Source organism: Wolbachia endosymbiont of Laodelphax striatellus, assembly GCF_007115015.1.
In the GTDB taxonomy this organism is placed as follows: domain Bacteria; phylum Pseudomonadota; class Alphaproteobacteria; order Rickettsiales; family Anaplasmataceae; genus Wolbachia.
On the sequence record NZ_MUIX01000001.1, the window covers coordinates 1,504,753 to 1,528,440 of the forward strand.

Below are 23,688 nucleotides of genomic sequence, written 5' to 3' on the forward strand. Positions count from 1 at the left end.
AGAAGAAAGCAAAAACGTTTTGCAAAAGGTTATGAATGAGAGAGAATAGACAGCAGAATTTAAATTAGAAGCTATGTAAAGAAACAAGTCAAGCAAATAGCAAAAGATCTGGGACCGTACACCTAGGCACTCAATTTTAATTTTTCACTCAAAACCAAGTTTACGACATCAGGGCTGGCTTTTCCTTTGGTGGATTTCATGACTTCACCAACAAAGAACCCATACAATCTTGTTTTACCACCCTTATATTCTTGAACTTTATCTTGGTTGTCATTGATGATTTTATCTATTACCTCTGAGATTTGACATGTGTCAGTTATTTGCTTGAGATTCTGCTCTTCTATAATAAGGGATGCAGGCTTTCCAGTTTCAAACATAATATCAAAAACTTGTTTACCAAGTTTAGCAGAGATCGTTCCATCGACGATAAAGTCGAGGAGTTCGGATAAAGCATCTGCTTTAATTGGAGAGCTAACAATATCAATATTTGTTTTATTTAAACGACCGAAAAGCTCGACGGTTAACCAGGTAACTGCAATCTTTGAATCATGCTTTTTTGCTAATTTTTCAAAATAATCGGCAATTTCTTTATCAGAAGTGATAACGTCTGCATCATATTCATTGATACCTAATTCCTCTATGTATCGAAGTTTTTTTTGATCTGGCAACTCGGGTAAAGATGATTTAATAGAATCAATTTTGTCTTGGCTTATTTCAACAGGTAGCAAATCAGGTTCAGGGAAATATCTATAGTCACTTGAATCTTCTTTGCTTCTCATCACTTTTGTTTTTCCTAAAGTGACATCAAATAATAAGGTATCTTGACTTATTTCTCCTCCGCTTTCCAAAATTTTGATCTGCCTTTGTGCTTCATAATCTATAGCTTGTACAATATAACGTATTGAATTTAAGTTTTTTATTTCACAACGAGTGCCAAATGTGCTACTACCCTTTGGGCGAACGGAAACATTTGCATCACAGCGAAGTGACCCCTTTTCCATATCACCATCACATGAACCGATGTAACGCAAAATCTGCCTCAATTTTTTCATGAATTCTGCAGCTTCTGCAGATGAACGAAGATCTGGCTCTGAAACAATTTCCATTAAAGCAACACCTGCACGATTTAAATCTACGTAAGTTTTGCTTTCTTCATGAATACTCTTTCCTGCATCTTGCTCTAAGTGAATTCTTGCAATTCTTATTTCTTTTTCATTATTATTGATAAACACTTTACCATTTTTAACTATTGGCTCAAAGAACTGGGTTATTTGGTAACCTTGTGGTAAATCGGGATAAAAATAATTTTTACGATCAAAGTAAGAGCATTTATTAATTTCTGCAGAAAGTGCAAAACCGGTACATATTGCTTGCTCTATGCAGAAATAATTTAATATTGGCAATGTACCTGGCATTGCTGCATCAACTAGAGAAACTTGAGTATTGTGCTCAGTGCCAAATTCCGTTAGTGAACTAGAAAATAGCTTTGTCTTAGAAGAAACCTGAGCGTGTACCTCAAGTCCAATTACTGTCTCCCAGTTTTCTTTTGTCATGTATTTTATTCAATTAACAACTTTATATTCTGCAAACTAGCGCAAAAAGTCAAATAAAACTCATTTAACCTATGATCCAAGAGCGGTGTATATCAATAATATAAGAGTTACTACAGTTTCTATTGACTAGGCTGTTATATAATAAAGTTAAGTGCTGCCAAAAAATATCTATAGTAGGCCAAAACATAATTTTGATGGAAACTGATTAGCTAACAAATTTATAAACATCAGTATATAGTTCATCAATGTCTGGCTCTTTACTATTTTTAGCAAAATCTTCTGACTTTTTTACTAAATCTCGTATTTCCTTATCAATAGCTTTGCATTCTTCATCAGAAGCGATTTTATTGTCTGTTATATACTGCTTTAGGGTGATTATAGGATCATGATTTTGCTTCATATCTTCAACTTCTTCTTTTGAGCGATAAGTAGCAGGATCTGACATTGAATGGCCACGATATCGATATGTCTTCATTTCAAGCAAGAGAGGTCCTTTTCCCCCACGTACGTGCTCAGCTATTTCACTTGTTAACTCATAGACAGAGAAAAAATCCATTCCATCAACTTGTTTTCCAGAAATACCAAAACTCTCTCCTCTTTTATATAGTTCAGTTACTAAAGTTGATCTTTGCACAGAAGTTCCCATTGCGTATCCGTTATTTTCTATGATATAAACCACAGGTAACTTCCACAAAGATGCCATATTAAATGATTCATATACTTGTCCTTGATTTGTAGCACCGTCACCAAAATATGTGAATACAACGTTGTCTTTTTTCTTGTATTTATTAGCAAATGCTATTCCTGTACCAATTGGGACTTGTGCACCTACTATTCCATGTCCACCAAAGAAATTTTTTTCAACATCAAATATGTGCATGGAGCCACCTTTTCCTTTTGAACACCCTGTTTTTTTGCCGGTTAGTTCTGCCATCACAATATTCGGATCAGAATTACATGCAAGCATTAAGCCATGGTCTCTATAGCTTGTGATAAAAGCATCACCAGATTTTGATGCAGCTTGAGTCCCAACTGCAACTGCTTCTTGCCCTATTGATAAGTGACAGAATCCGCCTATTAATCCCATTCCGTATAATTGTCCTGCTTTTTCCTCAAATCTGCGTATGAGAAGCATTTTTCTGTAGAATCCAATCACCTGTTCTTTAGTGAAATTTTCTGCTTTCATATTGACTTTCTTTTATTAAATTGAGATCATACCAGAAATTTTTAACATTTTATAATACTATCTATATGGACTACTATCACTGGCTTGAAGCTTTTCACGTTATCTCTGTAATTATGTGGGTGGCAGGTATGCTCTATTTGCCAAGGCTTTATGTTTACCATGCATCTGTAAAACCAGGGTCAGAAAATGACAGCTTACTTCAAATAATGGAGAAGAGACTCCTTAGATATATCATAAACCCTGCAATGCTTTTCTCCCTTAGTTTTGGAATTATGCTAATGATTATTAGGGAAGCATACCGCGAAGGGTGGTTTCATGTAAAAGCGCTAGCATTATTCTTAATGTTTGCTATTCATGGTCTACTTGCAAAACATAGGAAAAATTTTGCAGTGGGCTTGAATAAGAAAACTCACGTTTATTTTCGTGTTTTAAACGAAACAGTAACAGCGTTAATAATAATTATAGTTATTATGGTTATTGTAAAACCTTTTTGATTTTCTAGCCTAATGCTGAACCATTCAATAGAGTATAAGAATTGTTACTAAATAGTTTATTCTGATGTTCCATAGTCTAAGTAAAGTACTTAAGGTATAGATTATTTGTTTTTGTGTGTTATCCTGATTAACAAAAATTCGCAGTAGTATTATAATGAGTAAGTTAAAAAAGCTTAGTGCTGGACTTTCTTTGAAAGGCCTGATTGGCAGTGATGATATAGATATGCAAGGGGCAGGAAATAGAAAGAAGAAATATCAATTTTTGGATAAGACGTTCGCATGGATTGATGCGATGATAAATTTTATTTTTAAACGTGAGAGTAATAACATAAATGAAGTCCTAAAAGTCACATGGGGACCACTATTTTTTGGTTTAGTGGTGATATTCATCTTTTTTGGAATAGGTGGTATTTGGTCGGCTATAGCTCCAATTGACGGAGCAGTGCATGCAAGTGGAGAAGTTATTGTCTCTTCAAATAGAAAAATAGTGCAACACTTGGGTGGGGGAATAATAAGCAAAATTTTAGTAAAAGAAGGTCAAACAGTTAAAAAAGATGAGCCTTTAGTTTTATTAAGTGATGTTAACGAAAAGGCAAATTTGAGTATAATTAAAGAAAAACTCTTATCACTTTTGGCAACTGAAGCAAGACTTATTGCAATCAGAGGAGATTTAGACACGCTAGAATTTTCTGACGAGGTTAAAAAATTGTCGGACGATGAACTTGTAAGTAAAGCGATAAATAATCAAGTAAAGTTATTCAACTCTCAGAGAAAGAGCATATTGGGAAAAACAGACATACTGCAACAACGTATAAAGCAGTTAAATGATGAATTAGCGGGGCTAAACTTTCAACTAAATGCAGCTCATAAGCAATATGACTTGATAACTGAGGAGTTAGAAACAAAAAGACAATTACTTGATAGTGGCCATATAAGCAAACCACACATTTTAGCTTTAGAAAAACAGTTTGCTGACATTGAGGGCAGAGTTGGGCATTATCGTTCTGCAATATCTCAAGTGCAGCAAAAAATTGGAGAAAATGAGTTAGAGATTATAAATGTGAAGAATGATGCTCAAGAAAGAGCAAATGCTGAGCTTAAGGAAGTTAATACATCTATTGCAGACTTAAAAGAGAGGCTGATGGTTGCTGAAGATTCGTTAGCACGTACAATAATTAAATCACCTCAAGATGGTATAGTTACAGATATAAGATACCACACTGAAGGTGGTGTTATACAATCTGGAGTTCCAATCATGAGTATAGTACCATCAGATGATGATCTAATAATAGATGCTAAAGTTCTAACCAGAAACATAGAAGAGATACTGTCAGCAAAAAAGAAAGATAGCAATATAGTCTCTATTGACGGACTAGAAGGGCTGAAAGTTAAAGTAAGGCTGAGCGCTTATAGTGCACGTCGCTTAAGTTTAATTAACGGTATAGTAAACCATATTTCTCCTGATGCTCTTGATGATCCAAGGATGGGGCGTTATTATTCAGTGCGAGTAGTGATACCAAAATCAGAACTTGCTCAGTTTAAAAACGTATACCTATATCCTGGTATGCCAGCAGAAGTATATATAGTTACTCAATCCCGCACTCTTTTATCGTTCTTGTTTACACCTATAATTGCAACATTCGATAGATCTTTCATAGAGAGATAATTTATTTGGCTTTTCTAAAAAATTTGTTTAAAGAGTTTGATATGCAAAAAAATTTACACACAAGATGCAAATGCTAACGTAAACATTAAAGGTTAATTAGTAAACTCATCTGTATAATAAAATCAAAGGAATTAGTAGGATTTTTACCTTAATGAATTATAAATAGGTAAAACTACCTAAAGTTTAATAGTGTCTGTTACTGCTTTTAGGTGTGAGGCTAGAGGGTTATTAGCAATAACAGACACTATTAAACTTATTATAGAATTTCCTTAAAGTAAATATTTAACTTAAAATATTATAATATTTTAACTTAAAATAGATTCATGTAAATGCTTTTTTCCTCAAGTTAGTATCGTATTATTATATTTATTAAATACTAAAAAAACATTAATCATCATTTACTGTTGATTCAATATTTAGCAAAACACTTGTGTACATTCTATAATCTCTGTTTGCATAGTAAGTTTATATATACTATTATACAGTTAGTTTTACAGTAGTTTTACAGCAAAAAATATGGTGAAGTTATTTGCATTATTGATAATGTTTTACTCAAACATATCAATTGCTTCTGCTCCTACTTCTTGGCAATTTGGATTTCCTGCACCTGCAACTGAGATAATGGAGGTTGTAGTTAAGTCACATTCGTTTGTGATGAGTGTAATGATTGCAATTATGCTTTTTGTATGGGCCCTGCTTGCTTATATAGTATTTCGCTTTCGTAAGGGCAAAGTGAAAAATGTCAGTAAAATAACTCATAATATCTTTTTAGAAATTATCTGGTTTGTTATACCAACGATTATTGTTGGAATATTGGCTTTTAAAAATGCTGAATTAATCAAACTACAGGAGAAAGTGCCAAAAGCTGACATAACACTAAAAGTTATTGGTCATCAATGGTATTGGAGTTACCAGTACCCAGAATATCAAGGTATTTCATTTGACAGCTATATAAAAGGAAAAGAAGACTTTAGCGAAGGAGATTTAAAACTATTCTCTGTTGATAATAACGTTATTTTACCTATCAATACTAATATTCGTTTACAAGTGACAGCAGGAGATGTAATACACAGCTGGGGAGTACCTGCTTTTGGTATAAAAGTTGATGCAATACCAGGTAGACTAAATGAAGCATGGTTTAACGTTACAAAGCCCGGTATTTATTATGGGCAATGTTATGAACTCTGTGGTCAAGGTCATGGATTTATGCCAATTGTTGTTGAAGCAGTGAGTAAAGAAGATTTTAATAAGTGGATTGAAGATAAAAAATTAGTAAGTTAAATTTGGAGTATAGATATGAGTGATGTACCAAAAGGTATAAGACGTTGGCTGTTTTCTACTAATCACAAAGATATAGGGACACTATACATTATTTTTTCCATATTAGCTGGAATTATTGGTGGATTATTATCGGTAATTATTCGTACTCAGCTAATGCACATTAATATACTTAACAATAATTACCAGCTATATAACGTAATGATTACAGGGCATGCGGTAATAATGGTGTTTTTTATGATAATGCCAGCCTTAATGGGAGGATTTGGTAATTGGTTCGTACCTCTCATGATTGGTGCACCAGATATGGCATTTCCTCGTATGAATAATTTAAGTTTTTGGTTGTTAGTGTCATCTTTTATTCTGCTTATTCTCTCGGTGTTTGCTGGCGAAGGTCCTGGGACAGGATGGACTTTATACCCACCTCTATCGCAAATCATGTCTCACCCAAGTGCAGGAGTTGATCTTGCTATACTTGCACTTCATGTTGCTGGTATGTCATCAATTGTTGGGGCGATCAACTTTATAGTCACTATATTCAATATGCGTGCAAAAGGCATGTCACTCACTAAAATGCCACTATTTGTTTGGTCTGTTTTACTAACGTCATTTATGTTAATTGTTGCCTTACCGGTACTTGCTGGTGCTATAACTATGCTGCTAACTGATCGCAATATTGGTACTTCCTTTTTTGATCCTGCTGGTGGCGGTGATCCTGTGTTATTTCAACACCTGTTTTGGTTTTTTGGTCATCCAGAAGTTTACATAATTATTTTTCCTGCATTTGGCATCATAAGCCAAGTCGTATCAACTTTTTCCCATAGGCCAGTATTTGGCTATAAAGGGATGGTTTATGCTATGATAGGTATAGCAGCATTTGGCTTTATGGTTTGGGCTCATCATATGTTTACTGTTGGGCTTAGCGAAGATGCTGCTGTATTTTTTAGCACTACAACAATTTTTATTGGCGTTATAACTGGTGTAAAAGTCTTTAGTTGGATTGCAACTATGTGGGGTGGGGCGATTGAATTTAAAACTCCCATGCTATTTGCACTAGGTTTTATTTTCATGTTTGTTGGTGGAGGTATAACAGGAATAATTCTTTCTCACGGTGGAATAGATAGGCTTTTGCATGATACCTATTATGTCGTTGCTCACTTTCACTATGTCATGTCGCTTGCTGCATTATTTGGAGCTTTCGCCGGTTTTTATTATTGGATAGGCAAAATGTCAGGTAAGCAATATAACGAGTGTTTAGGAAAGATACACTTTTGGCTCACTTTTATTAGCACCAATGTCACTTTCTTACCCCAGCATTTCCTGGGATTAGCAGGTATGCCAAGGCGTATACCTGATTATCCTGACGCGTTTATCCCTTGGAATTATATATCCTCAATTGGTTCATATATGTCCTTTCTTTCAGTTATGTTTTTTGTATTTATAGTTATACATCTCTTTAAGTGGGGCAAAAAAACTGGAGATAATCCTTGGGAAGGTGACACTTTAGAATGGACGGTATCTTCACCACCGCCTTTTCATACTTTTGAAAAACCACCAGTGATAAAATAGAATGTACACAAGTGTTTTGCTAAATGTTGAATCAACAATACTGGATTTTTGGCATTTGCTGAAGCCAAGGATAATGTACCTTGTAGTGTTTACTGCAATTGCTGGAATGGTTGCTGCACCAGGTAGTATTCATCCTTTCCTTGCACTAATATCTCTTATGTGCATTGCTCTTGGTTCAGGATCTGCAGGTGCAATAAATATGTGGTATGACAGAGATATAGACTTGCTTATGGAGAGAACAAAAAACCGCCCTATACCTTCAGGTAGAGTTTCTGCAGAAAGCGCTCTTGAATTTGGCATAACTCTTGGAATATTGTCAGTATTTATCATGGCAATAGCAGTGAACTATGTTTCTGCTGCTTTGCTTGCAATTAGCATATTATTTTATGTTTTTGTGTATACAATTTGGCTCAAAAGGCGTACTCCGCAGAATGTTGTTATTGGTGGTGCAGCAGGTGCTTTTCCTCCAATGATTGGCTGGGCGGTTGTAACTGACTCTGTAAGCTGGGAAAGTTGTATTCTATTTTTAATAATTTTTATGTGGACTCCACCACATTTTTGGGCTCTATCCTTAAATAGATCTGAAGATTATACAAAAGCATCGATTCCAATGTTCAATATCGTTTATGGTCCAGAAAAAACGAGGAAATATATATTAATCTATAGCGTGTTACTCGTATTAACTAGCTTACTTCCAGCACTATTTTTGAAAAAGGCTCTATTTTACCTCAGTATGGCAATTATTGAAGGTTGTGTTTTTATTTGGTTTGCCATATCCGTTATAAGGCTTAAGAGTCATAGCTCACAAAAAAAAATGTTTTCTTACTCAATTTCTTATCTATTTTCTCTGTTTGCTAGTATTATTTTTTGTTCTATTGACTTGTTTTGACTATGAAAGAACATAAAAACTATCTTTTACTTTCTCTTCTAATAATACTCGTTGTAGCACTTTTTTTTGTTTCCATAATAAAATTTAAAGGTGTGGCTTAAATTGCCTCTATATCTATAAAAATAGTATTTTCATAGAAGTAACGGTATACTTTAATTCATTCACTACAGTAAAGATGAATAAAAAGGAAGTGACAATATACACAGATGGAGCATGCCTTGGTAACCCTGGTTTAGGAGGGTGGGCAGCGATCATATTATTTCAAAATCATAGAAAGAATATTTTTGGTAGAGAAGAAAATACTACAAATAATAAAATGGAGTTAAAAGCAGTGATCAATGGGCTGAAAGCACTAAAATTTCCTTGTAATGTCAATTTATATACGGATAGTCTTTATGTTAAGTATGGTATAACAGAATGGATAAATAAGTGGAAAATGAATGGTTGGAAGACAAGTAATAAGAAGTCAGTAAAAAATATAGAATTATGGAAGGAATTGGATAATGTTGCTTTGCAACACGAAATTAATTGGAAGTGGGTAAAAGCGCATAATGGTGATAAATACAATGAGGAAGCTGACAGTTTAGCAAGAAAAGCAATAATCGATGCTTAAAAAAATCACTATATCATTTTTTATAATTTTATTATTTATATTCTGCTTCTTTATCTTTTTTAAAGGTGAGGGACCTCTAGAAATCAATATTAGTTATATTAATTTCTATATAAAGAAAAAAATATCAAAGATATTTGCCAATTCGGATGTCAGCATGGAGAGTACCTCGGTTATTTTGCATAAAGATGGCAAGCTAGTCATTACAGATTTAAAAATAACAAATCCTGATTTTACCATAGAAGTCCCTGAGCTTTTCGTACACTTTAAATTAAGTTCCAAAAAGTTCTCTCAGATTTTAGCTGATAATGTACACATATATATAAAGAAAGAGGAGACCAAAGGGATAACAACATCTGTAATGACAGACAAGATGAGTAGTACAAAAAATCTTCTAAAGGCAATAAGAAAGTTTTTTTTCTACTTCAATGTAGACTCAAGGGTTGAAATTACTAACATTGCTATCAATAAAAACACGGAAGGTGAATTTTTCATTGATAAAGTATCTGCAGGGAAGGGGGAAGATTTCAATGTTTTGGATATTCGTGTCCATACAAAAGAAGGTAAAGGGTTTCTAGATGATGATTTATCCATTACGATAAAAAACCGCAATAATTTACTAAATTTGTATGGAACATTCTATAATCTAAAGTTGGGCCTATTTAACGAGTTTTCCACACTAGTTAAAAGTTACAATTTTGACAAAGAAATAGGATTCAAAGGAAACTTTTCAATTAGAATTAATGGAAAGGATGAAGTTGTGGACGGAAACATATACATATTAAATACAGAGAATCATTCGGACAAAAACTTAGCCTTAACTAATGTAAATGTAAATTTGACATATAGTGATGAAACCATCAGCGTAAAAAACTTTCATTTTAAGTTAAATGGTATGTACCTTTCTTTGATTGGTAAAATGAACTTTAGTACAAGTCATGCTTTGCTTAGAGTTAACATTAGTAAACTTGTTGCAAAGGATTTATGTACTTATGTACCAGATGGTATAGTAAACGATCAATTTAGAAAGTGGTATTGCGGTAATATTGATGGAAATATCATAAATACAATTATAAGTTTTAACGGTAAAATCGATAGCTTAATAAATGATGATCTATCAGGTATTGTAATTGTTGCTGATATAGAAAATGGTAGCGTTCAATTTGATGAGGATTTTGAACAAGTAAAAGAATTAAGCGGTGATCTCACTTTCAAGAATAACAATCTAAAAATTACTGTAAATAGCGCTAAGTTCCAGAATTTCACTATCGATAGTGGTGATATTGAAATGAACTCTCTCAATAAAGAAGATTCTGTTCTCACAATTAATGGTCAGGCTGTAAGTGATGCCTATGGGTTATATGAGCCTATAAAATTCAAGCTGGATGATGTGATGAAAGTTGAAAGAGATAAAGTAGGTGGAATAGCAAAATCTGTATTTAATTTTCGCATCTTTAATCTAAACTCTAGTGACAAAAAGGTAGATTTTTTAGCTAAATTTCATTCTGAAATTGACAATTTGGTCACTTATAATGAAAGTCTTGGTAAATATGATATTAAGCTCGATTTTGGTAGTGACTTTATAGATTTAAATGGTAGCGGCATGGTGAATAACACACAGCTATTATTTGACCTGAAAAGTAGCAACAAAAATGAAAGTTTCGCCTGGAATTTAATCGGAGATTTACCTGCTCAAATACTTAATTTCGATAGTGGCTACATCAATGTAAATATAGAATCAGTGGTAAATCAAGATAAAACGGGATATATTAATGGTAGTATAGATTTATCAGAGCTTGAATTACGTTCAAGTTATTTAGGGTGGAAAAATCGCTTTGAAGATCACAATAAAGTTTTGTTCTCTGTAAAGTTAAAAGGAGTAAGTGAGTTATTAATAGACAAACTAGACATTATGGGAAACGACTTAGATATAAAGTTCAGCGGAAGAGTAGAAAATGGAAATTTATATTTAAATTCTAGCAATTTTAAATTACCTGATAATAATTTTAGTATAGAAATTGAATCAGGTAAGGAGAAAGATGCCATAACTATTCACGGTGAGAAAATCAACTTAAGTGATGTGTTAGGTTTACTTGGCAAAGATAGTAATCGATTAAGTAACAAAATAGAAGTTACTATGAATGTTGACAATATAATTATGAAAGAAGGCATTACCATAGAAGATGCCAAGCTGAACGTAACTTGCGCTAAAGGTGATTGCAGTGGAAGTCAATTTACAGGAAAGTTTTCAGAGGATAATAGTAATATATTAGCAGAATACAGTGAAATAGGGCTTGAAATATACGCGGATAATTCAGGTATGCTTTTGCGTTCTTTAGGGATTAGTAAATCAGTTAAAAACGGCAAATTCTCTCTTTATCTATCTTCTAAGAGAGAAAATGGAGGACATTATGGTATGTTATCTATCAGCAATTTCTATATCAAAGATGCTCCACTGCTTACCACTTTATTATCAATGTCTTCACTGCCTGGTATTGTAAATGCTATAAAGAACGAAGGTGTACATTTTTATAAGTGTAATGCACCTTTTTCATATAAAGATGGCACTGTTGAAATTGAAGAATCTTGGCTTGAAGGAGCGGAACTAGGCATTAGCACTAGTGGTACACTCGATATTAAGGGTTATAAATTCCAGGTTGAAGGACAAGTAATACCAGCATATTCAATTAACAAATCTTTGTTGAAAATCCCTATAATCGGAAAACTTCTAACTGGTGGGAAGAGTAGGGGGATTATTTCAATAGACTACAAAGCAAATGGTGATGATAAAAACAACAACGTATCTGTTAATCCTATCTCTTCGCTAACCCCAAGCTTACTTAAGAGGTTATTAGGAGTATTTGATCGTATTATGACAAAAACTAATAAAAGCATTTTAAAAGGTAGTTTGAAGAAGAAATTTAGCTCAATATGACCAGAAGAAAAGTTGTTTATTGATGTTTAGTTAGATGGTAAACGTTAGATACAACAAACAGAGGAAGTTAGATAAAATAATTAAGGGAACAAGAATATAAAGGTTTAACTTGAAGTAACCGGATAAAATCTGAGTCACACTTCCAAGTGCTGGTACCCACGAAAGCAATGCAACTGCACAAATCAGTAGGTGCCTTACGATTTTTGGTGTTTTGTCTTCATTCTCTAATTTGTGATGTGATCTTCTGATAAAAATTGTTATTCTACCTAAATACCAGTTAGCTATTCCACCAAGACTGGATCCTAATACTCCAAAAAGTAATATAAGTAGTTGATCGTAATTTGACCTAAAGCATAACATAGTGTAAAGTACAAAACCTTGATGTATGGGTAAGATAAGCGATGATACTAGGCTATCTATAAACAATAGGAGATAATTTTCCATACCAAGTTGTTGTGCCATCTTCGTTGTCAGAAATTGTAACCCCCATTTGTTTCAATTGCTCTCTTATTTTGTCTGCAGTATCATAATCTTTATTTTGTTTTGCTACTTTTCTTAAGTCTATCAACCTTTCTATTTCTTGATGATTCACACCACTTGCAAACCACTCTTGATAACTTGACTCAAGAATACCAATGAACCTTGCGCTTTTAACAAACTTCTTAGTTAATTTGAGCCTCTCACATTCATTACTTGTCTTATTGATTTCTGTAGCCATTTCATGCAATATGGCTACAGCTTCAGGAATGTTTAAATCGTTTTTTAAAGCCTCTATAAAATCTTTAGAGACTTCTGCATCACTTTCCTCAATACATGTACTACGTAATAACCGATAAAACTTGTTTAAAGTTTCTTGCGACTCAGAGATAACATTTTCTGTCCAATCAAGTGGTTTTCTGTAGTGAGTTTTAAGCAGCGCATAACGTATTACTTCACCCTTTATTCCACTATCTAACAAATCCCTTACTTTGACTATATTAAATAAGGATTTGCTCATTTTCTCTTCATTTACTGTAAGAAACCCGTTGTGTACCCAATATTTTGCAAACGTTGACTCAGCAAATGCAGACTTACTCTGTGCAATTTCATTCTCATGATGAGGAAATTGCAAGTCTATACCCCCACCGTGAATGTCAAAATCTTTGCCAAGGTAAGCATATGACATTGCTGAACATTCTATATGCCACCCTGGTCTTCCCTCTCCCCATGGACTATTCCAGTGACTTGAAAGTTTATAGTCAGTTTCGTTTGCAGGTTTCCAAAGTACGAAGTCTCCTGGGTGTTTTTTATTTTCACCCACTTCAACTCTATTACCATGATCCAACTCATCAATTTTTTTCCCTGATAAAACACCGTACTCAGGGTAAGATTCTACACTAAAATATACATGTTTATTTGATTCATAAGCATGACCAGACTGCAGCAAAGATTCAATTAACTCAATAATTTGGTCTATATTTTCTGTTGCTTTTGGTTCATGTGTTGGTTCTACGCAATTTATGCTTCTCATATCTTCATGAAAAGCTTTGGTATAATATGCGCTGATACTTTCTATATTACTACTTTTCTTATTTGCTGCATTGATTATCTTGTCATCGATGTCGGTTATATTACGCACATAAGTAACTTTGCCATAACAAAATTTCAGCAGTCGAAATAATACATCATAAACAACAACAGAACGTGCATTTCCTATATGTGCAGTATCATATACTGTTGGTCCGCAGACGTACATTTTTATATGATCTTTACCGATCGGTGTAAAGGGCTCTTTTTTTTTTGTTAAAGTGTTGTAAAGCTTAACCATGTACAAAGCTTTTTAGAAAAGAAAATGCTCCAAATATAAGCTGTGGTCCTTTAACTATTACGACAAGAGTAAGTAATAACCCACACAATGATACTAATACTCCCATTATCGAGAGAAATCCATCTTTGCTCATGATACCCAGTGAAATGAGAGTTGTACCAATTGCAGGAATGAAGTTAGTTAAAGGAAGTGGGATTGCTATCGATAATGCACAAAGCAGCATTATAAATGCTAAAATATTTTCACCAGGACCACGAAAAATGAAAGACATTCTTGGTTTCATGAACTTTTCTATTTTTTTTAATGTAGGTGAAGTTTTCTCTACCACAAGAGCTAGTGTTGAACGTTGAAAAGATTTCCTTTCTAGCCAATTAGGCATCCAAGGAGAATCAAACCCAAATAGAAGCTGCAGTGAAAATAAGATTAAAGGCATAGAAAGAATGGTTGTATAGCCAGGTGGAACAGGTATAGGTACTGATAGCGGTAAAGAGAAGATGATTATTAAAATACCAAAACCGCGCTCATGTAAAGCTGTTTTGATGTCGAACAATGTTACTTTATCACTATCGTTGTTATTGGTATCTGCAACCTCTTTGAGAATATCAGAGGCCAATTTTTTATCTTCAGTCAATTTCTCACTTTTTTCCACAGTTACCCTTTAATAACATTCTAACTTCTAACTAACATAGTTATTGCTATATTTCAATATAGATTATTCATTTCATGCTGTACTTCATTCTTTTATTAAAGTGTTTTAAAGCTTTTAAGTTATAAGGCTTTTAAGAAGAGAAAGTGTTCCGGCTATAAGTTTTGGTCCTTTAACTATTACAATAAGGGTAACCAATAACGCACAGAATGAAAATAACACTCCCAACGTAGATAAAAATCCATCTTTACCCATAATGCCGAGTGAAATAAGAGTTATACCAATTGCAGGAAGGAAGTGAGTAAAAGGTAATGGAAGAGCTATTATTATTGCACAAAGCAACATCATAAAAGCTAGAATCTTTTCACCCGGACCAAGAAAAATAAAAGACATTCTTGGTTTCATGAACTTTTCTATTTTTTTTAATTGTAGGTGAAGTTTTCTCTACCACAAGAGCTAGTGTTGAACGTTGAAAAGATTTCCTTTCTAGCCAATTAGGCATCCAAGGAGAATCAAACCCAAATAGAAGCTGCAGTGAAAATAAGATTAAAGGCATAGAAAGAATGGTTGTATAGCCAGGTGGAACAGGTATAGGTACTGATAGCGGTAAAGAGAAGATGATTATTAAAATACCAAAACCGCGCTCATGTAAAGCTGTTTTGATGTCGAACAATGTTACTTTATCACTATCGTTGTTATTGGTATCTGCAACCTCTTTGAGAATATCAGAAGCCAATTTTTTATCTTCGCTTAGTTTCGCACTTTTTTGCATAATTGCCCTTTAATAACATTCTAACTAACGTAATTATTAATATATTTCAGTTATACCTCTTCAATTCTTTAGCCTTATTTAAATAAATGACACGCACTCTAGTGCGTGTCACGAAACATAAGGACGCTAACGATCTGGTTCGTTAGATGATAGTTTCTCTGAATCCTTAAGTTCTTGTTTAAGGTTTTTAATGCCTTTGCCTAAATCACCCATAACTTGTGGTAACCTACCTGCACCAAACAGAACTAAGATTATTATTAAGACTAGAAACAGCTGCCATGGACCTAAACTCATTTGTACCTCCGTTGAAAATATTAACTTTTAGGTATTAAAACTTGACTGAAGCCAAGTGATACATAAATTATATCACTTTTATTGAATTATAAATCAAGAGTTTTTAATTATCTTATAATAGTTTTAGCCTAACATTAAGTTTAGTTTAGCTGTAGAGTAAAAGGAAGCTCACTAAAAAATTTTGCTAACGTATCATCTTTAGGTCTGTGGTATATGTAGCTAGGAACTCCTGATTGAATAATTTTACCATTTTTCATCACGTAAATAAAATCTGCAACTTTCAACGCTTCTTGCGGATCATGAGTTACCATGAGTACAGGAATATTTTTGCTTCTAAAAAGTGACAATATATGGTGCCTTATTCGATATTTGAGCAGTATATCTAAATTAGAAAATGGTTCATCGAGCAAAACAACATCAGGATTTTGCGCCATTACTCTTGCTATTGCAACTAATTGTTGCTGTCCTCCTGATAAAGCATGAGGGTACATGTTTTCATATTTTTCTATATTAAATAGCTTTAAGATTTCCAATGCAGTAAGGTATTTTTCTTTCTTAGAAGTACTGCAAATAGCAAAAGTTATATTTTCTATTACTGTTTTATGAGGAAATAATGCAGAATGCTGAAAAATCAATCCGATATTTCTACGCTCTATAGCAATTGACACTTTGTTACTTGCAACTAATTTATCATTTATAACAATGGTTCCAGATTTTGGATTTTCTATTCCTGCAATTAATTTTAGAATTGTTGACTTGCCACAGCCAGAATGACCTAGTAAACAGGCAACACCTCCTTTCTTCACTTGAATGTTGATGTTGCTTAAAGCAAAGCCATCTTGATTACTATAAAAGTAACTAATATTGTTAACTAGCATTAATCTTTCAATTGGAATCGTATTATTAAATATAACAGTATTACATTCAAGAAATACAGAAATATTTTTTATTATTGTGAATTAATTATACAGGGTGCCTAGAAAAATGCGAGACTTTTTGCTATAATTTTGCATAAATAGCAGAAGACATGGGACTATAGCTCAGTAGGATAGAGCGTTGGATTCCTAATCCGAAGGCCGTGCGTTCGAATCGCACTAGTCCCACTTAATTTTGATAAAGTGGTTTAACAATCAAGAAATTATAATTGGTTTGAAAAGTGATTCTAGGAGCTAGATTGCATGGTTTCTCAAACTTGAATTTACAGGTTCAACCTTATTTTCTCTCATTTCGCTGTAACTTGGAAGTGTAAAATTTTTTACATGTAATCCAGTTACCATTACAACTAAAATAGCTAGGACACTGCAAACTAATGCACCAGCTAAAGATGGAACCGTCACAGCAGCAGCAACAAACAATCCTGCAATAACAACTCCAACAACATCACTCCTTAATGAGGCGTAAAAACTCTCCTTACTTTTTTTGTATTTAGTTTCTTTTTCATGTGGTGGAGAAAATTGAGCCTCTACAAAGCCGTTAGCTTTCTTATCATTATTTGGTGTGACGGTTGGGCCAGTCCTTGTTGATACAGGTGCTTCATTTTTGTTATTATGATTATCATCGTTAGTACTAACAGGGAGCACTGTTGCTACAGGTTTACTAATAACATTTCTATTACTATTGGATACACTATTTGTTTCTATGTGGAATGTTTCTTGTTCCTTATTTGTTGCTGATCCATGCGGCACAATTATTTCTCGATCATTTTGTATTAGTGCTGTTGCTGCTACAGAATTCTTTTTTGAAGAAGCAGTGCAGAATGCATCATCCTTCAACTGTTGATATAATCTGTACAATTCACTTTCAGGATCTAGTTTTGATTGCTCTGCATTAACACTTTGCAGTAACGTGCTCAGAATCTCAGCATTGTCATCATCAGTGTAAGAGACAACAAAGCATAATATAGGTTTGTCTCCTTCAATTTTGCTAACGTAATAACTGTCTTCTTGACTGATTGCATTAATAACGGTCACTCTATTTTCTAAGAGAAATTTTATTACATTAAAATTCTCATTTTGAATTGCACACTCTAGCAATGCGTTTCCTAACACAGTACCTTGTCCACACTTGCTTTGAAAACTAGTTTTTTGCTTATTTAAATCCCTTTGTAAGTCTTCAAAACTGATTGAGTTTATTGTTCTCGCTATACGTTGATACCACTTTCCAACGTCATTGCTATTTAGCACAGCAGTTTCTCCACTACTGCTGGACTCCGCTCTATTCCCTCCCAAATTAGGCGTGTTACTTAATGCTGATCTAAGCAGTGCAATTATTACACAGCTTGAGAGATATTTATTGTGATCAGAATTGCTGAAGTCGACTTTAAACTCAGAATCTATTTGAAGTTGTTCTCTGAGTGATAATTTCTCTTCTTCAATTATTTTTAGAAGATTTCTTATACCATCTTCTGGTATACCTGTCATATACTTTAAAAGTAACTTAATTTTTGGTAGGTCGCTATCTACAGAGGCATTACTCAAAGCCTGAACTTTCTCTTCTCCAGTAAATCTTTTGTTATTCAAGAGTATCTTCATAACTTCAGTGCTCTCATTGTGAGGAGCTGTGTTAAGAACCTCTAGTATTTTCGTATGATCTATGTAATCTAAAAATATCTCAAACTCTTGAACTTTACCTTCATTAACGGCGGTCAACAAAGCATTCGATTTTCTTTCTTGATCAAATTTATCGCTATCCAAAAATATCTTTATAACGTTAGGTTTTTCACCTGACACAGCGTAATCTAATACAGTTTTAGAAGTAGTATCTCCAATATCAATTTTAATATTTGACTTTGCGAGCAATTCAACAATTTTTAGAAATGTATCATAATCATTTAAAATACTGCTTTTCCCTGAGCGGAGAATATCCATAAACAAATCACAAATCTTTGCATCTGTTGGCCCACTTTGTTTTAGCTTCTCACCAAATTCCTGAGCAGCTATATTAGGATTATCAGTTACAAATTTCTTTACATCTTCATAAGTTAAATTACCGATCATATTCAAATCTTACTATTATTGCTATACGCTTATTATATCAACTTTTTCATTATTCAGTCAAGTAATCTTGCAGTATCAAATGGCATGATATATATTGATTTATGATTCTCGAGCAAATGATAGAAGGTTTAGCCTATAAGTTAGTGAAAGTAACCGAAGCTGCAGCACTTGCTGCATATAAATTGGCAGGCCTTGGTAATGAAAAAAAGGCCGATCAGGTTGCAGTTGATGCAATGCGTACGGTGCTAAACTCAATGGAAATAAATGGTACTATCGTAATTGGTGAAGGTGAGAGAGATGAAGCGCCGATGCTATATATTGGCGAGAATGTTGGCACTGGAAATGGTCCTGAGATTGACATTGCTGTTGACCCACTTGAAGGCACTACGATTTGTGCTCATTACAAATCAGGGGCAATGTCCGTTCTTGCTGCAACGAAAAAAGGTAATTTTTTACATGCACCTGATGTTTATATGGAAAAGATAGCAGTAGGAAAAAATCTTCCAGAGGGTGTAGTCTCACTAAAAAATAGGATTGAGAAGAATCTGGACAATTTAGCCAAGGCAAAAGGATGTAAAGCAAGTGATCTTATAGTAACTGTACTTAAACGTGAAAGACATGATGAATTAATAGCAAAAATTAGGAAGCTAGGAGCAAAAGTGAAATTAATAGATGATGGTGATGTTGCAGCCATAGTTTCGCTAATAAATGGCAATCACGATATGTATATCGGCACAGGAGGAGCTCCAGAAGGAGTGCTTGCAGCAGCAGCGCTAAGTTCAATCGGTGGGCAGATAGAAGGAAGATTAATATTTGACACGGATCAATTAAAAGAAAGAGCAAAAAATTTGAATATCACTGACCCAGAAAAAATCTACACCGTGAAAGACATGGCAAAAAGTGAATCAGTGTTCATTGCAACTGGAGTAACAAATGGAGAGTTTGTGGATGGAGTAAAGTTTGGCCAAGATATTTGTCTGACTAATTCATTAATAATATTGCCTGGTAAACTAATAAAAATACAAACAAAATCAATATCTTAAACATTTGTCATATGCTGATTATGAAATTTTTATAGAAGGAAGATACTTAATAATTATCTTAAAAAAAATGAATTTACATGTTAATTTTAGCTTTACAACATTTGGAATTAAGTTATAGCTAAATAGTAATACTAAGAGGTGCTTAATGTTTAGTTCACTAACTAATTTTTTTACTAATACGTCTAAAAAGAAAAGTTCTCAATCTGAAGAAAATAATCATTCTTTCTCTAACAGCACAGAAAGTTTATTAGTCCAATCTACTAAAAAAAATCCTCAACTTGATGATCAAAGTAGAACTGACGCGTCTCCTCAAACAAATCTTCAATTTAGTGAGGATGATGTAAAAAACGTGCTCCAAGACTTCGAAAAATTGGATTTTAAGAACAGTAATGAGTGTTTTAACGAAATAGCAGAAGATTATGAAAGGAGGAAAAAAAGTGACCTTTTTAACTACGTAATATTGAATAAGCGAAAATACATAACAGATATATTAGATCAGAGGCTTGCCCATAAAGATCAAGAAAATTTTAGGAAGAAATTTAGTGAATATCTTCTTAAAATAAATGAGAAAATGAATTATGGGAAAGAATTTCAAAATAAACTTCAATTTTTTGAAGATAGGGTAGAAGAAGTATTATCAGATTTTAGAAAATTGAATTTTGGCCTTAAGGATAATTTGTGTAAAGATGATAAGGATAACGTAAATTATAATAAAGGCTGGCCTGCAGATCCATTTGACAAAATAGCGAATTATTATCGATGGAATAAGAACATTTTCCTTTTTAATTACGTAGTATTAAGTAAGCAAAAAGAAATAATAAGTATATTGAATGAAAAGTCTATTCCTGAAGACAAGCGAAAGAATTTTAAAAAGAGGTTGGGTAGATATCTTCTTCGAATCGAAGAAGGGATGAGTAACGGACAGGAATTTCTCAAAACTGATAGTGCAGTTGCCTTTTTTGATGGATGTTATGTGCCATGCGCATATGAAAAACGTTCTCTTAATCATTATGATCATCTTAATATTAATATTTTTAAGCCTAGGTATAGCTTGGAAATCAGCCGTCTTTTCACTGACAAAATTGAAGAGATGGAAAGAAATAAAAATGAGGTAAAAAGAGCAAAAATATACAGCGATGGTAAACTAATTGTAACGATTGAAAAGAATGATAAGCAACAAAGAAATTACTGTTTTGAAGAAAATGCAATATGCAACATCAAAGTTAGGTGGAGTGCAGAAGATGAGAAAGGTAATTCTGTTAACTGCTTTATTAGTTTAAATGTAAATTCTGGTGAATTTGAGATTGAGAAGGCAACTATTAATGATGAAGATGTTGAGCTAGACGAAATTTTGAAATTAGCTAAGCAAAATAAGGATATGCTTATAGAAGGTGAAGCTTTGTACGAATTTTTAGAAAGAGGTCTGGAGCACGTACTATGTGAGGAGAAGAAGAATGTACAACCACAGAAAAAAGAAGTTGTTACAACACCTAGCTCCATTCTCCATGATGTGGAACTAGATGAGGTCAGCGAAGAGAAAGATATAATAAACAGAGGCCGTATTCCCTGGTTTTTTGGTAGTTAGATGTATACTACACATTAAACCTAAAGTGCATTATATCACCATCTTGCACTATATAGTCTCTGCCTTCGAAGCGAATTTTGCCTGCATCTTTACATGCTGATTCGCTTCTGTATTTTACATAATCTGCAAAGCTTATAGTTTCTGCTTTTATAAAGCCTTTCTCAAAATCAGTGTGAATTACACCTGCTGCTTTGTCAGCTGTTGATCCTATCTTTATTGGCCATGCCCGTGCTTCTTTTGGCCCTACAGTAAAAAAAGTTATCATACTTAGCACTTCATACATAATACGTGCTACTCCATCAAGTCCTGATTCTTGCAAGCCAAATTCTGATAAAAAACTCTGTTTTTCTTCTTCGCTATCAAGATTTGCAATATCTGCTTCGAGTTTTGCTGAAATACAATAAAATTTGCTTTTATTTTCCTCTGCCATTTTCTCTACCTTTTTAGATAATTCATTACCAGTTATAACATTTGTATCCTCAACATTGCAGACGTACATAACAGGCTTTGTTGTTAGCAATTGAAGCAACTTCATTTCATCTTCATCAATATGCTCTAAACTTCTTGCAGGCTTGCCAAGTTTTAAAGTAGCTAATACCTCTTGCATTAATTCAAGTTGTCTCTTTAGCTCTTTATCACCTTGCTTTGCTTTTTTTTCAAGTTGTGGAAGCCTTTTTTCTATGCTATCAATATCAGCTAGAATTAATTCCATTTCCACTACTTCAGCATCTGATATTGGATCTACAGTGCTGTGTACGTGACTGATATCGTCATCCGTAAAGCATCTGAGCAGATGAACAATGGCATCAACTTCTCTGATATGACTTAAAAATTTATTTCCTAGTCCTTCACCCTTGCTTGCACCCTTAACCAGGCCTGCAATATCTACAATTTCTAATTGGTTGTAGATTACCTTCTCTGAACTGGCAATTGCGGCAATTTGTTTCAAACGCTGATCTCGTATTGGCACTTTGCCAACATTTGGCTCGATTGTACAGAAAGGATAGTTTGCAGCTTCGGCTGCACTTGACTCTGTAAGTGCATTAAATAAAGTTGATTTTCCTATGTTTGGCAATCCAACTATGCCACAATTAAAGCTCATATTTGCTATTTAAAGCTATAATTATTGCATAATTTAAAAATTTTTGCTATACTTTAATTATCTGCTTGCTTAGCTTAAGTGAAGGTAAAAATATGGCTGAATTTAGAAAACGAAAACTACCAAATGATTTTCTTGATGTAGATGCAAAAAGACTCAAGGTTTCAGACAATGATGTGAAGCAAGAATTTTTTGCTAATCAAGTAGTTAAGTATGATACTACAGGTGATGGCAATTGCTTTTTCCATGCAGTGTTTGGTGATAACAGCTCTGGTACATATAAAGCTGAAAGAGCACAAGATATGAGAATGGAATGGCACAAATTCTTAAGTCAATTTACGTCTTTAGATGATCACAATATGCCAGATTCTTTAAGGACTCAGCTAGAAAAAGTTTTTAATATGTTTTTAAACAATCCAGGAGATTTAACTGGCGAGTCTGATAAAATAAAGGAGTTGGTTGAGCAAACAAAAAGGAAAATTGAAAATGTTGAAGATAATGTGAAGAGGTTAGTGAATAAAGCTGTTAGCAAACTTAATATACCGCGTGATCAAGCTATGCTTAATTTAAGAGAATATGCAGAGGCTCTTAATAATCATAGTGAAGATGAGTACGATGACCAATATAACAGTGAATTTATTACACGCTCATTTCTTAATGAATCTAAACTTTATCAAGCTTACCTTAAGGCAATAGAAAGCCCAAATTATTTTATTTTCATTGAAGAAGTTCAGGTATTAGCTTCTTTAGCTAATATTGAAATTAATGTCCATTGTGAAGTGGATGGTAGAGAAGAACAACAAAAGTTTGAACCAAATCCTGAAATGATAAACAATGATCAACTAAATGAGTTCTTGAATCGTGAGAGTTATAAATTAAATGACGAGTTATGGGGTAGTAAAGAGAGAGAAACAATATATCTTGGAGGAAATCATTACTCTAGAGCTAAGACTAAGGAAATTCAAGAACAAGAAGACTTCCTATTAGCAAAACGGTTTCAGATAGATGAGATTTTAGAATATTGTAATATTACAAAAAACATTTCTGAGAGAGAAAAAGTTGAGAAGAGATTTGATGAGTTATTGGCAAAAAATGCTGATGGAAAAATTGATGATGTTGTAGAGCAGTGCGCTTGTGATATAAAGCAACACATAGAGCGCTCTGAGCAGCAGAAGTCTTTCAGTCCATCGTGTAGTATGGAAGAACCAAGAGTCACATCTCATCAACAGCAACAAATATCTGCACAGTAAATTTTCACAGTCCTAC

Annotated in this window: 19 protein-coding genes, 1 tRNA gene and 1 pseudogene; 11 read left to right on the forward strand and 10 right to left on the reverse strand. The window is 33.6% G+C overall.

The window, feature by feature from the left end:
- Window positions 1-122: 122 nt before the first annotated feature.
- Complete coding sequence (gene gatB, locus BVG17_RS07300) at window positions 123-1,553, reverse strand: Asp-tRNA(Asn)/Glu-tRNA(Gln) amidotransferase subunit GatB (RefSeq protein ID WP_063630433.1); 1,431 nt, start codon at window positions 1,551-1,553, stop codon at window positions 123-125.
- A 205-nt stretch (window positions 1,554-1,758) separates the two neighbouring features.
- The gene (pdhA, locus tag BVG17_RS07305) at window positions 1,759-2,739 is read right to left on the reverse strand and encodes a pyruvate dehydrogenase (acetyl-transferring) E1 component subunit alpha (protein ID WP_063630434.1); all 981 of its coding nucleotides are present in this window, start codon (window positions 2,737-2,739) and stop codon (window positions 1,759-1,761) included.
- Window positions 2,740-2,804: 65 nt separating this feature from the next.
- Here pdhA and hemJ point away from each other — a divergent pair, with 65 nt between their 5' ends.
- The 7 genes from hemJ to BVG17_RS07340 all read left to right on the forward strand — a co-directional run bounded on the left by hemJ (window position 2,805) and on the right by BVG17_RS07340 (window position 12,180).
- Window positions 2,805-3,233, forward strand: a complete 429-nt coding sequence (gene hemJ, locus BVG17_RS07310) for a protoporphyrinogen oxidase HemJ (RefSeq protein WP_026092662.1) — start codon at window positions 2,805-2,807, stop codon at window positions 3,231-3,233.
- Between the two features lie 154 nt (window positions 3,234-3,387).
- Entirely contained in the window at window positions 3,388-4,899 is a 1,512-nt protein-coding gene (locus BVG17_RS07315) for an HlyD family type I secretion periplasmic adaptor subunit (protein ID WP_017532271.1), read from the forward strand.
- Window positions 4,900-5,415: 516 nt separating this feature from the next.
- A complete protein-coding gene (gene coxB, locus BVG17_RS07320; RefSeq protein WP_017532270.1) occupies window positions 5,416-6,180 on the forward strand; it encodes a cytochrome c oxidase subunit II in 765 nt (254 codons plus the stop codon).
- 15 nt (window positions 6,181-6,195) lie between these two features.
- Entirely contained in the window at window positions 6,196-7,746 is a 1,551-nt protein-coding gene (gene ctaD / locus BVG17_RS07325; protein ID WP_063630437.1) for a cytochrome c oxidase subunit I, read from the forward strand.
- A 1-nt stretch (window position 7,747) separates the two neighbouring features.
- The gene (locus BVG17_RS07330; protein ID WP_063630439.1) at window positions 7,748-8,635 is read left to right on the forward strand and encodes a heme o synthase; all 888 of its coding nucleotides are present in this window, start codon (window positions 7,748-7,750) and stop codon (window positions 8,633-8,635) included.
- A 175-nt stretch (window positions 8,636-8,810) separates the two neighbouring features.
- Window positions 8,811-9,248, forward strand: a complete 438-nt coding sequence (gene rnhA / locus BVG17_RS07335) for a ribonuclease HI (RefSeq protein ID WP_063630440.1) — start codon at window positions 8,811-8,813, stop codon at window positions 9,246-9,248.
- On the forward strand, window positions 9,241-12,180 hold the full coding sequence (locus BVG17_RS07340) for a YhdP family protein (protein WP_063630441.1): 2,940 nt from the start codon (window positions 9,241-9,243) through the stop codon (window positions 12,178-12,180). The genes rnhA and BVG17_RS07340 overlap by 8 nt, the downstream gene beginning before the upstream one ends.
- Window positions 12,181-12,210: 30 nt before the next feature.
- Here BVG17_RS07340 and BVG17_RS10260 read toward each other — a convergent pair whose 3' ends face one another.
- The 6 genes and pseudogenes from BVG17_RS10260 to BVG17_RS07370 all read right to left on the reverse strand — a co-directional run bounded on the left by BVG17_RS10260 (window position 12,211) and on the right by BVG17_RS07370 (window position 16,577).
- Window positions 12,211-12,624: a YqaA family protein gene (locus BVG17_RS10260; protein ID WP_012481730.1), complete on the reverse strand. Its 414-nt coding sequence runs from the start codon at window positions 12,622-12,624 to the stop codon at window positions 12,211-12,213.
- Complete coding sequence (gene cysS, locus BVG17_RS07350) at window positions 12,593-13,987, reverse strand: cysteine--tRNA ligase (RefSeq protein ID WP_063630443.1); 1,395 nt, start codon at window positions 13,985-13,987, stop codon at window positions 12,593-12,595. Before cysS ends, BVG17_RS10260 begins: the two co-directional genes overlap by 32 nt.
- Window positions 13,980-14,636, reverse strand: coding sequence for an exopolysaccharide biosynthesis protein (locus BVG17_RS07355; protein WP_143688895.1), 657 nt, complete (start codon window positions 14,634-14,636; stop codon window positions 13,980-13,982). The genes cysS and BVG17_RS07355 overlap by 8 nt, the downstream gene beginning before the upstream one ends.
- A gap of 114 nt (window positions 14,637-14,750) precedes the next feature.
- Window positions 14,751-15,405, reverse strand: a pseudogene (locus BVG17_RS07360) (exopolysaccharide biosynthesis protein).
- Between the two features lie 126 nt (window positions 15,406-15,531).
- A complete protein-coding gene (tatA, locus tag BVG17_RS07365) occupies window positions 15,532-15,699 on the reverse strand; it encodes a twin-arginine translocase TatA (RefSeq protein ID WP_006013840.1) in 168 nt (55 codons plus the stop codon).
- Between the two features lie 140 nt (window positions 15,700-15,839).
- On the reverse strand, window positions 15,840-16,577 hold the full coding sequence (locus tag BVG17_RS07370) for an ABC transporter ATP-binding protein (RefSeq protein WP_063630444.1): 738 nt from the start codon (window positions 16,575-16,577) through the stop codon (window positions 15,840-15,842).
- Window positions 16,578-16,728: 151 nt separating this feature from the next.
- On the opposite strand from BVG17_RS07370, the gene BVG17_RS07375 reads away from it, so the two are divergent.
- Window positions 16,729-16,802: transfer RNA gene (locus BVG17_RS07375), tRNA-Arg, on the forward strand.
- A gap of 66 nt (window positions 16,803-16,868) precedes the next feature.
- Here BVG17_RS07375 and BVG17_RS07380 read toward each other — a convergent pair.
- On the reverse strand, window positions 16,869-18,695 hold the full coding sequence (locus tag BVG17_RS07380; protein WP_063630446.1) for a hypothetical protein: 1,827 nt from the start codon (window positions 18,693-18,695) through the stop codon (window positions 16,869-16,871).
- Between the two features lie 119 nt (window positions 18,696-18,814).
- Between BVG17_RS07380 and glpX the strand changes: the two genes are divergently transcribed.
- Window positions 18,815-19,738: a class II fructose-bisphosphatase gene (gene glpX, locus BVG17_RS07385; RefSeq protein WP_063630454.1), complete on the forward strand. Its 924-nt coding sequence runs from the start codon at window positions 18,815-18,817 to the stop codon at window positions 19,736-19,738.
- 145 nt (window positions 19,739-19,883) lie between these two features.
- A complete protein-coding gene (locus BVG17_RS07390) occupies window positions 19,884-21,323 on the forward strand; it encodes a hypothetical protein (RefSeq protein WP_063630447.1) in 1,440 nt (479 codons plus the stop codon).
- 7 nt (window positions 21,324-21,330) lie between these two features.
- Here BVG17_RS07390 and ychF read toward each other — a convergent pair whose 3' ends face one another.
- The gene (gene ychF / locus BVG17_RS07395) at window positions 21,331-22,425 is read right to left on the reverse strand and encodes a redox-regulated ATPase YchF (RefSeq protein ID WP_063630449.1); all 1,095 of its coding nucleotides are present in this window, start codon (window positions 22,423-22,425) and stop codon (window positions 21,331-21,333) included.
- A 92-nt stretch (window positions 22,426-22,517) separates the two neighbouring features.
- Between ychF and BVG17_RS07400 the strand changes: the two genes are divergently transcribed.
- On the forward strand, window positions 22,518-23,672 hold the full coding sequence (locus BVG17_RS07400; RefSeq protein ID WP_063630450.1) for a hypothetical protein: 1,155 nt from the start codon (window positions 22,518-22,520) through the stop codon (window positions 23,670-23,672).
- Window positions 23,673-23,688: the final 16 nt, after the last annotated feature.

Coding starts and splice junctions, on each gene's coding strand:
- BVG17_RS10260 (WP_012481730.1), bottom strand. CDS start 12,624: ATGGAAAATTATCTCCTATTGTTTATAGATAGCCTAGTATCATCGCTT.
- ctaD (WP_063630437.1), top strand. CDS start 6,196: ATGAGTGATGTACCAAAAGGTATAAGACGTTGGCTGTTTTCTACTAAT.
- cysS (WP_063630443.1), bottom strand. CDS start 13,987: ATGGTTAAGCTTTACAACACTTTAACAAAAAAAAAAGAGCCCTTTACA.
- BVG17_RS07390 (WP_063630447.1), top strand. CDS start 19,884: ATGTTTAGTTCACTAACTAATTTTTTTACTAATACGTCTAAAAAGAAA.
- BVG17_RS07330 (WP_063630439.1), top strand. CDS start 7,748: ATGTACACAAGTGTTTTGCTAAATGTTGAATCAACAATACTGGATTTT.
- BVG17_RS07315 (WP_017532271.1), top strand. CDS start 3,388: ATGAGTAAGTTAAAAAAGCTTAGTGCTGGACTTTCTTTGAAAGGCCTG.
- BVG17_RS07340 (WP_063630441.1), top strand. CDS start 9,241: ATGCTTAAAAAAATCACTATATCATTTTTTATAATTTTATTATTTATA.
- pdhA (WP_063630434.1), bottom strand. CDS start 2,739: ATGAAAGCAGAAAATTTCACTAAAGAACAGGTGATTGGATTCTACAGA.
- ychF (WP_063630449.1), bottom strand. CDS start 22,425: ATGAGCTTTAATTGTGGCATAGTTGGATTGCCAAACATAGGAAAATCA.
- gatB (WP_063630433.1), bottom strand. CDS start 1,553: ATGACAAAAGAAAACTGGGAGACAGTAATTGGACTTGAGGTACACGCT.
- coxB (WP_017532270.1), top strand. CDS start 5,416: ATGGTGAAGTTATTTGCATTATTGATAATGTTTTACTCAAACATATCA.
- hemJ (WP_026092662.1), top strand. CDS start 2,805: ATGGACTACTATCACTGGCTTGAAGCTTTTCACGTTATCTCTGTAATT.
- rnhA (WP_063630440.1), top strand. CDS start 8,811: ATGAATAAAAAGGAAGTGACAATATACACAGATGGAGCATGCCTTGGT.
- BVG17_RS07400 (WP_063630450.1), top strand. CDS start 22,518: ATGGCTGAATTTAGAAAACGAAAACTACCAAATGATTTTCTTGATGTA.
- BVG17_RS07380 (WP_063630446.1), bottom strand. CDS start 18,695: ATGATCGGTAATTTAACTTATGAAGATGTAAAGAAATTTGTAACTGAT.
- BVG17_RS07370 (WP_063630444.1), bottom strand. CDS start 16,577: ATGCTAGTTAACAATATTAGTTACTTTTATAGTAATCAAGATGGCTTT.
- tatA (WP_006013840.1), bottom strand. CDS start 15,699: ATGAGTTTAGGTCCATGGCAGCTGTTTCTAGTCTTAATAATAATCTTA.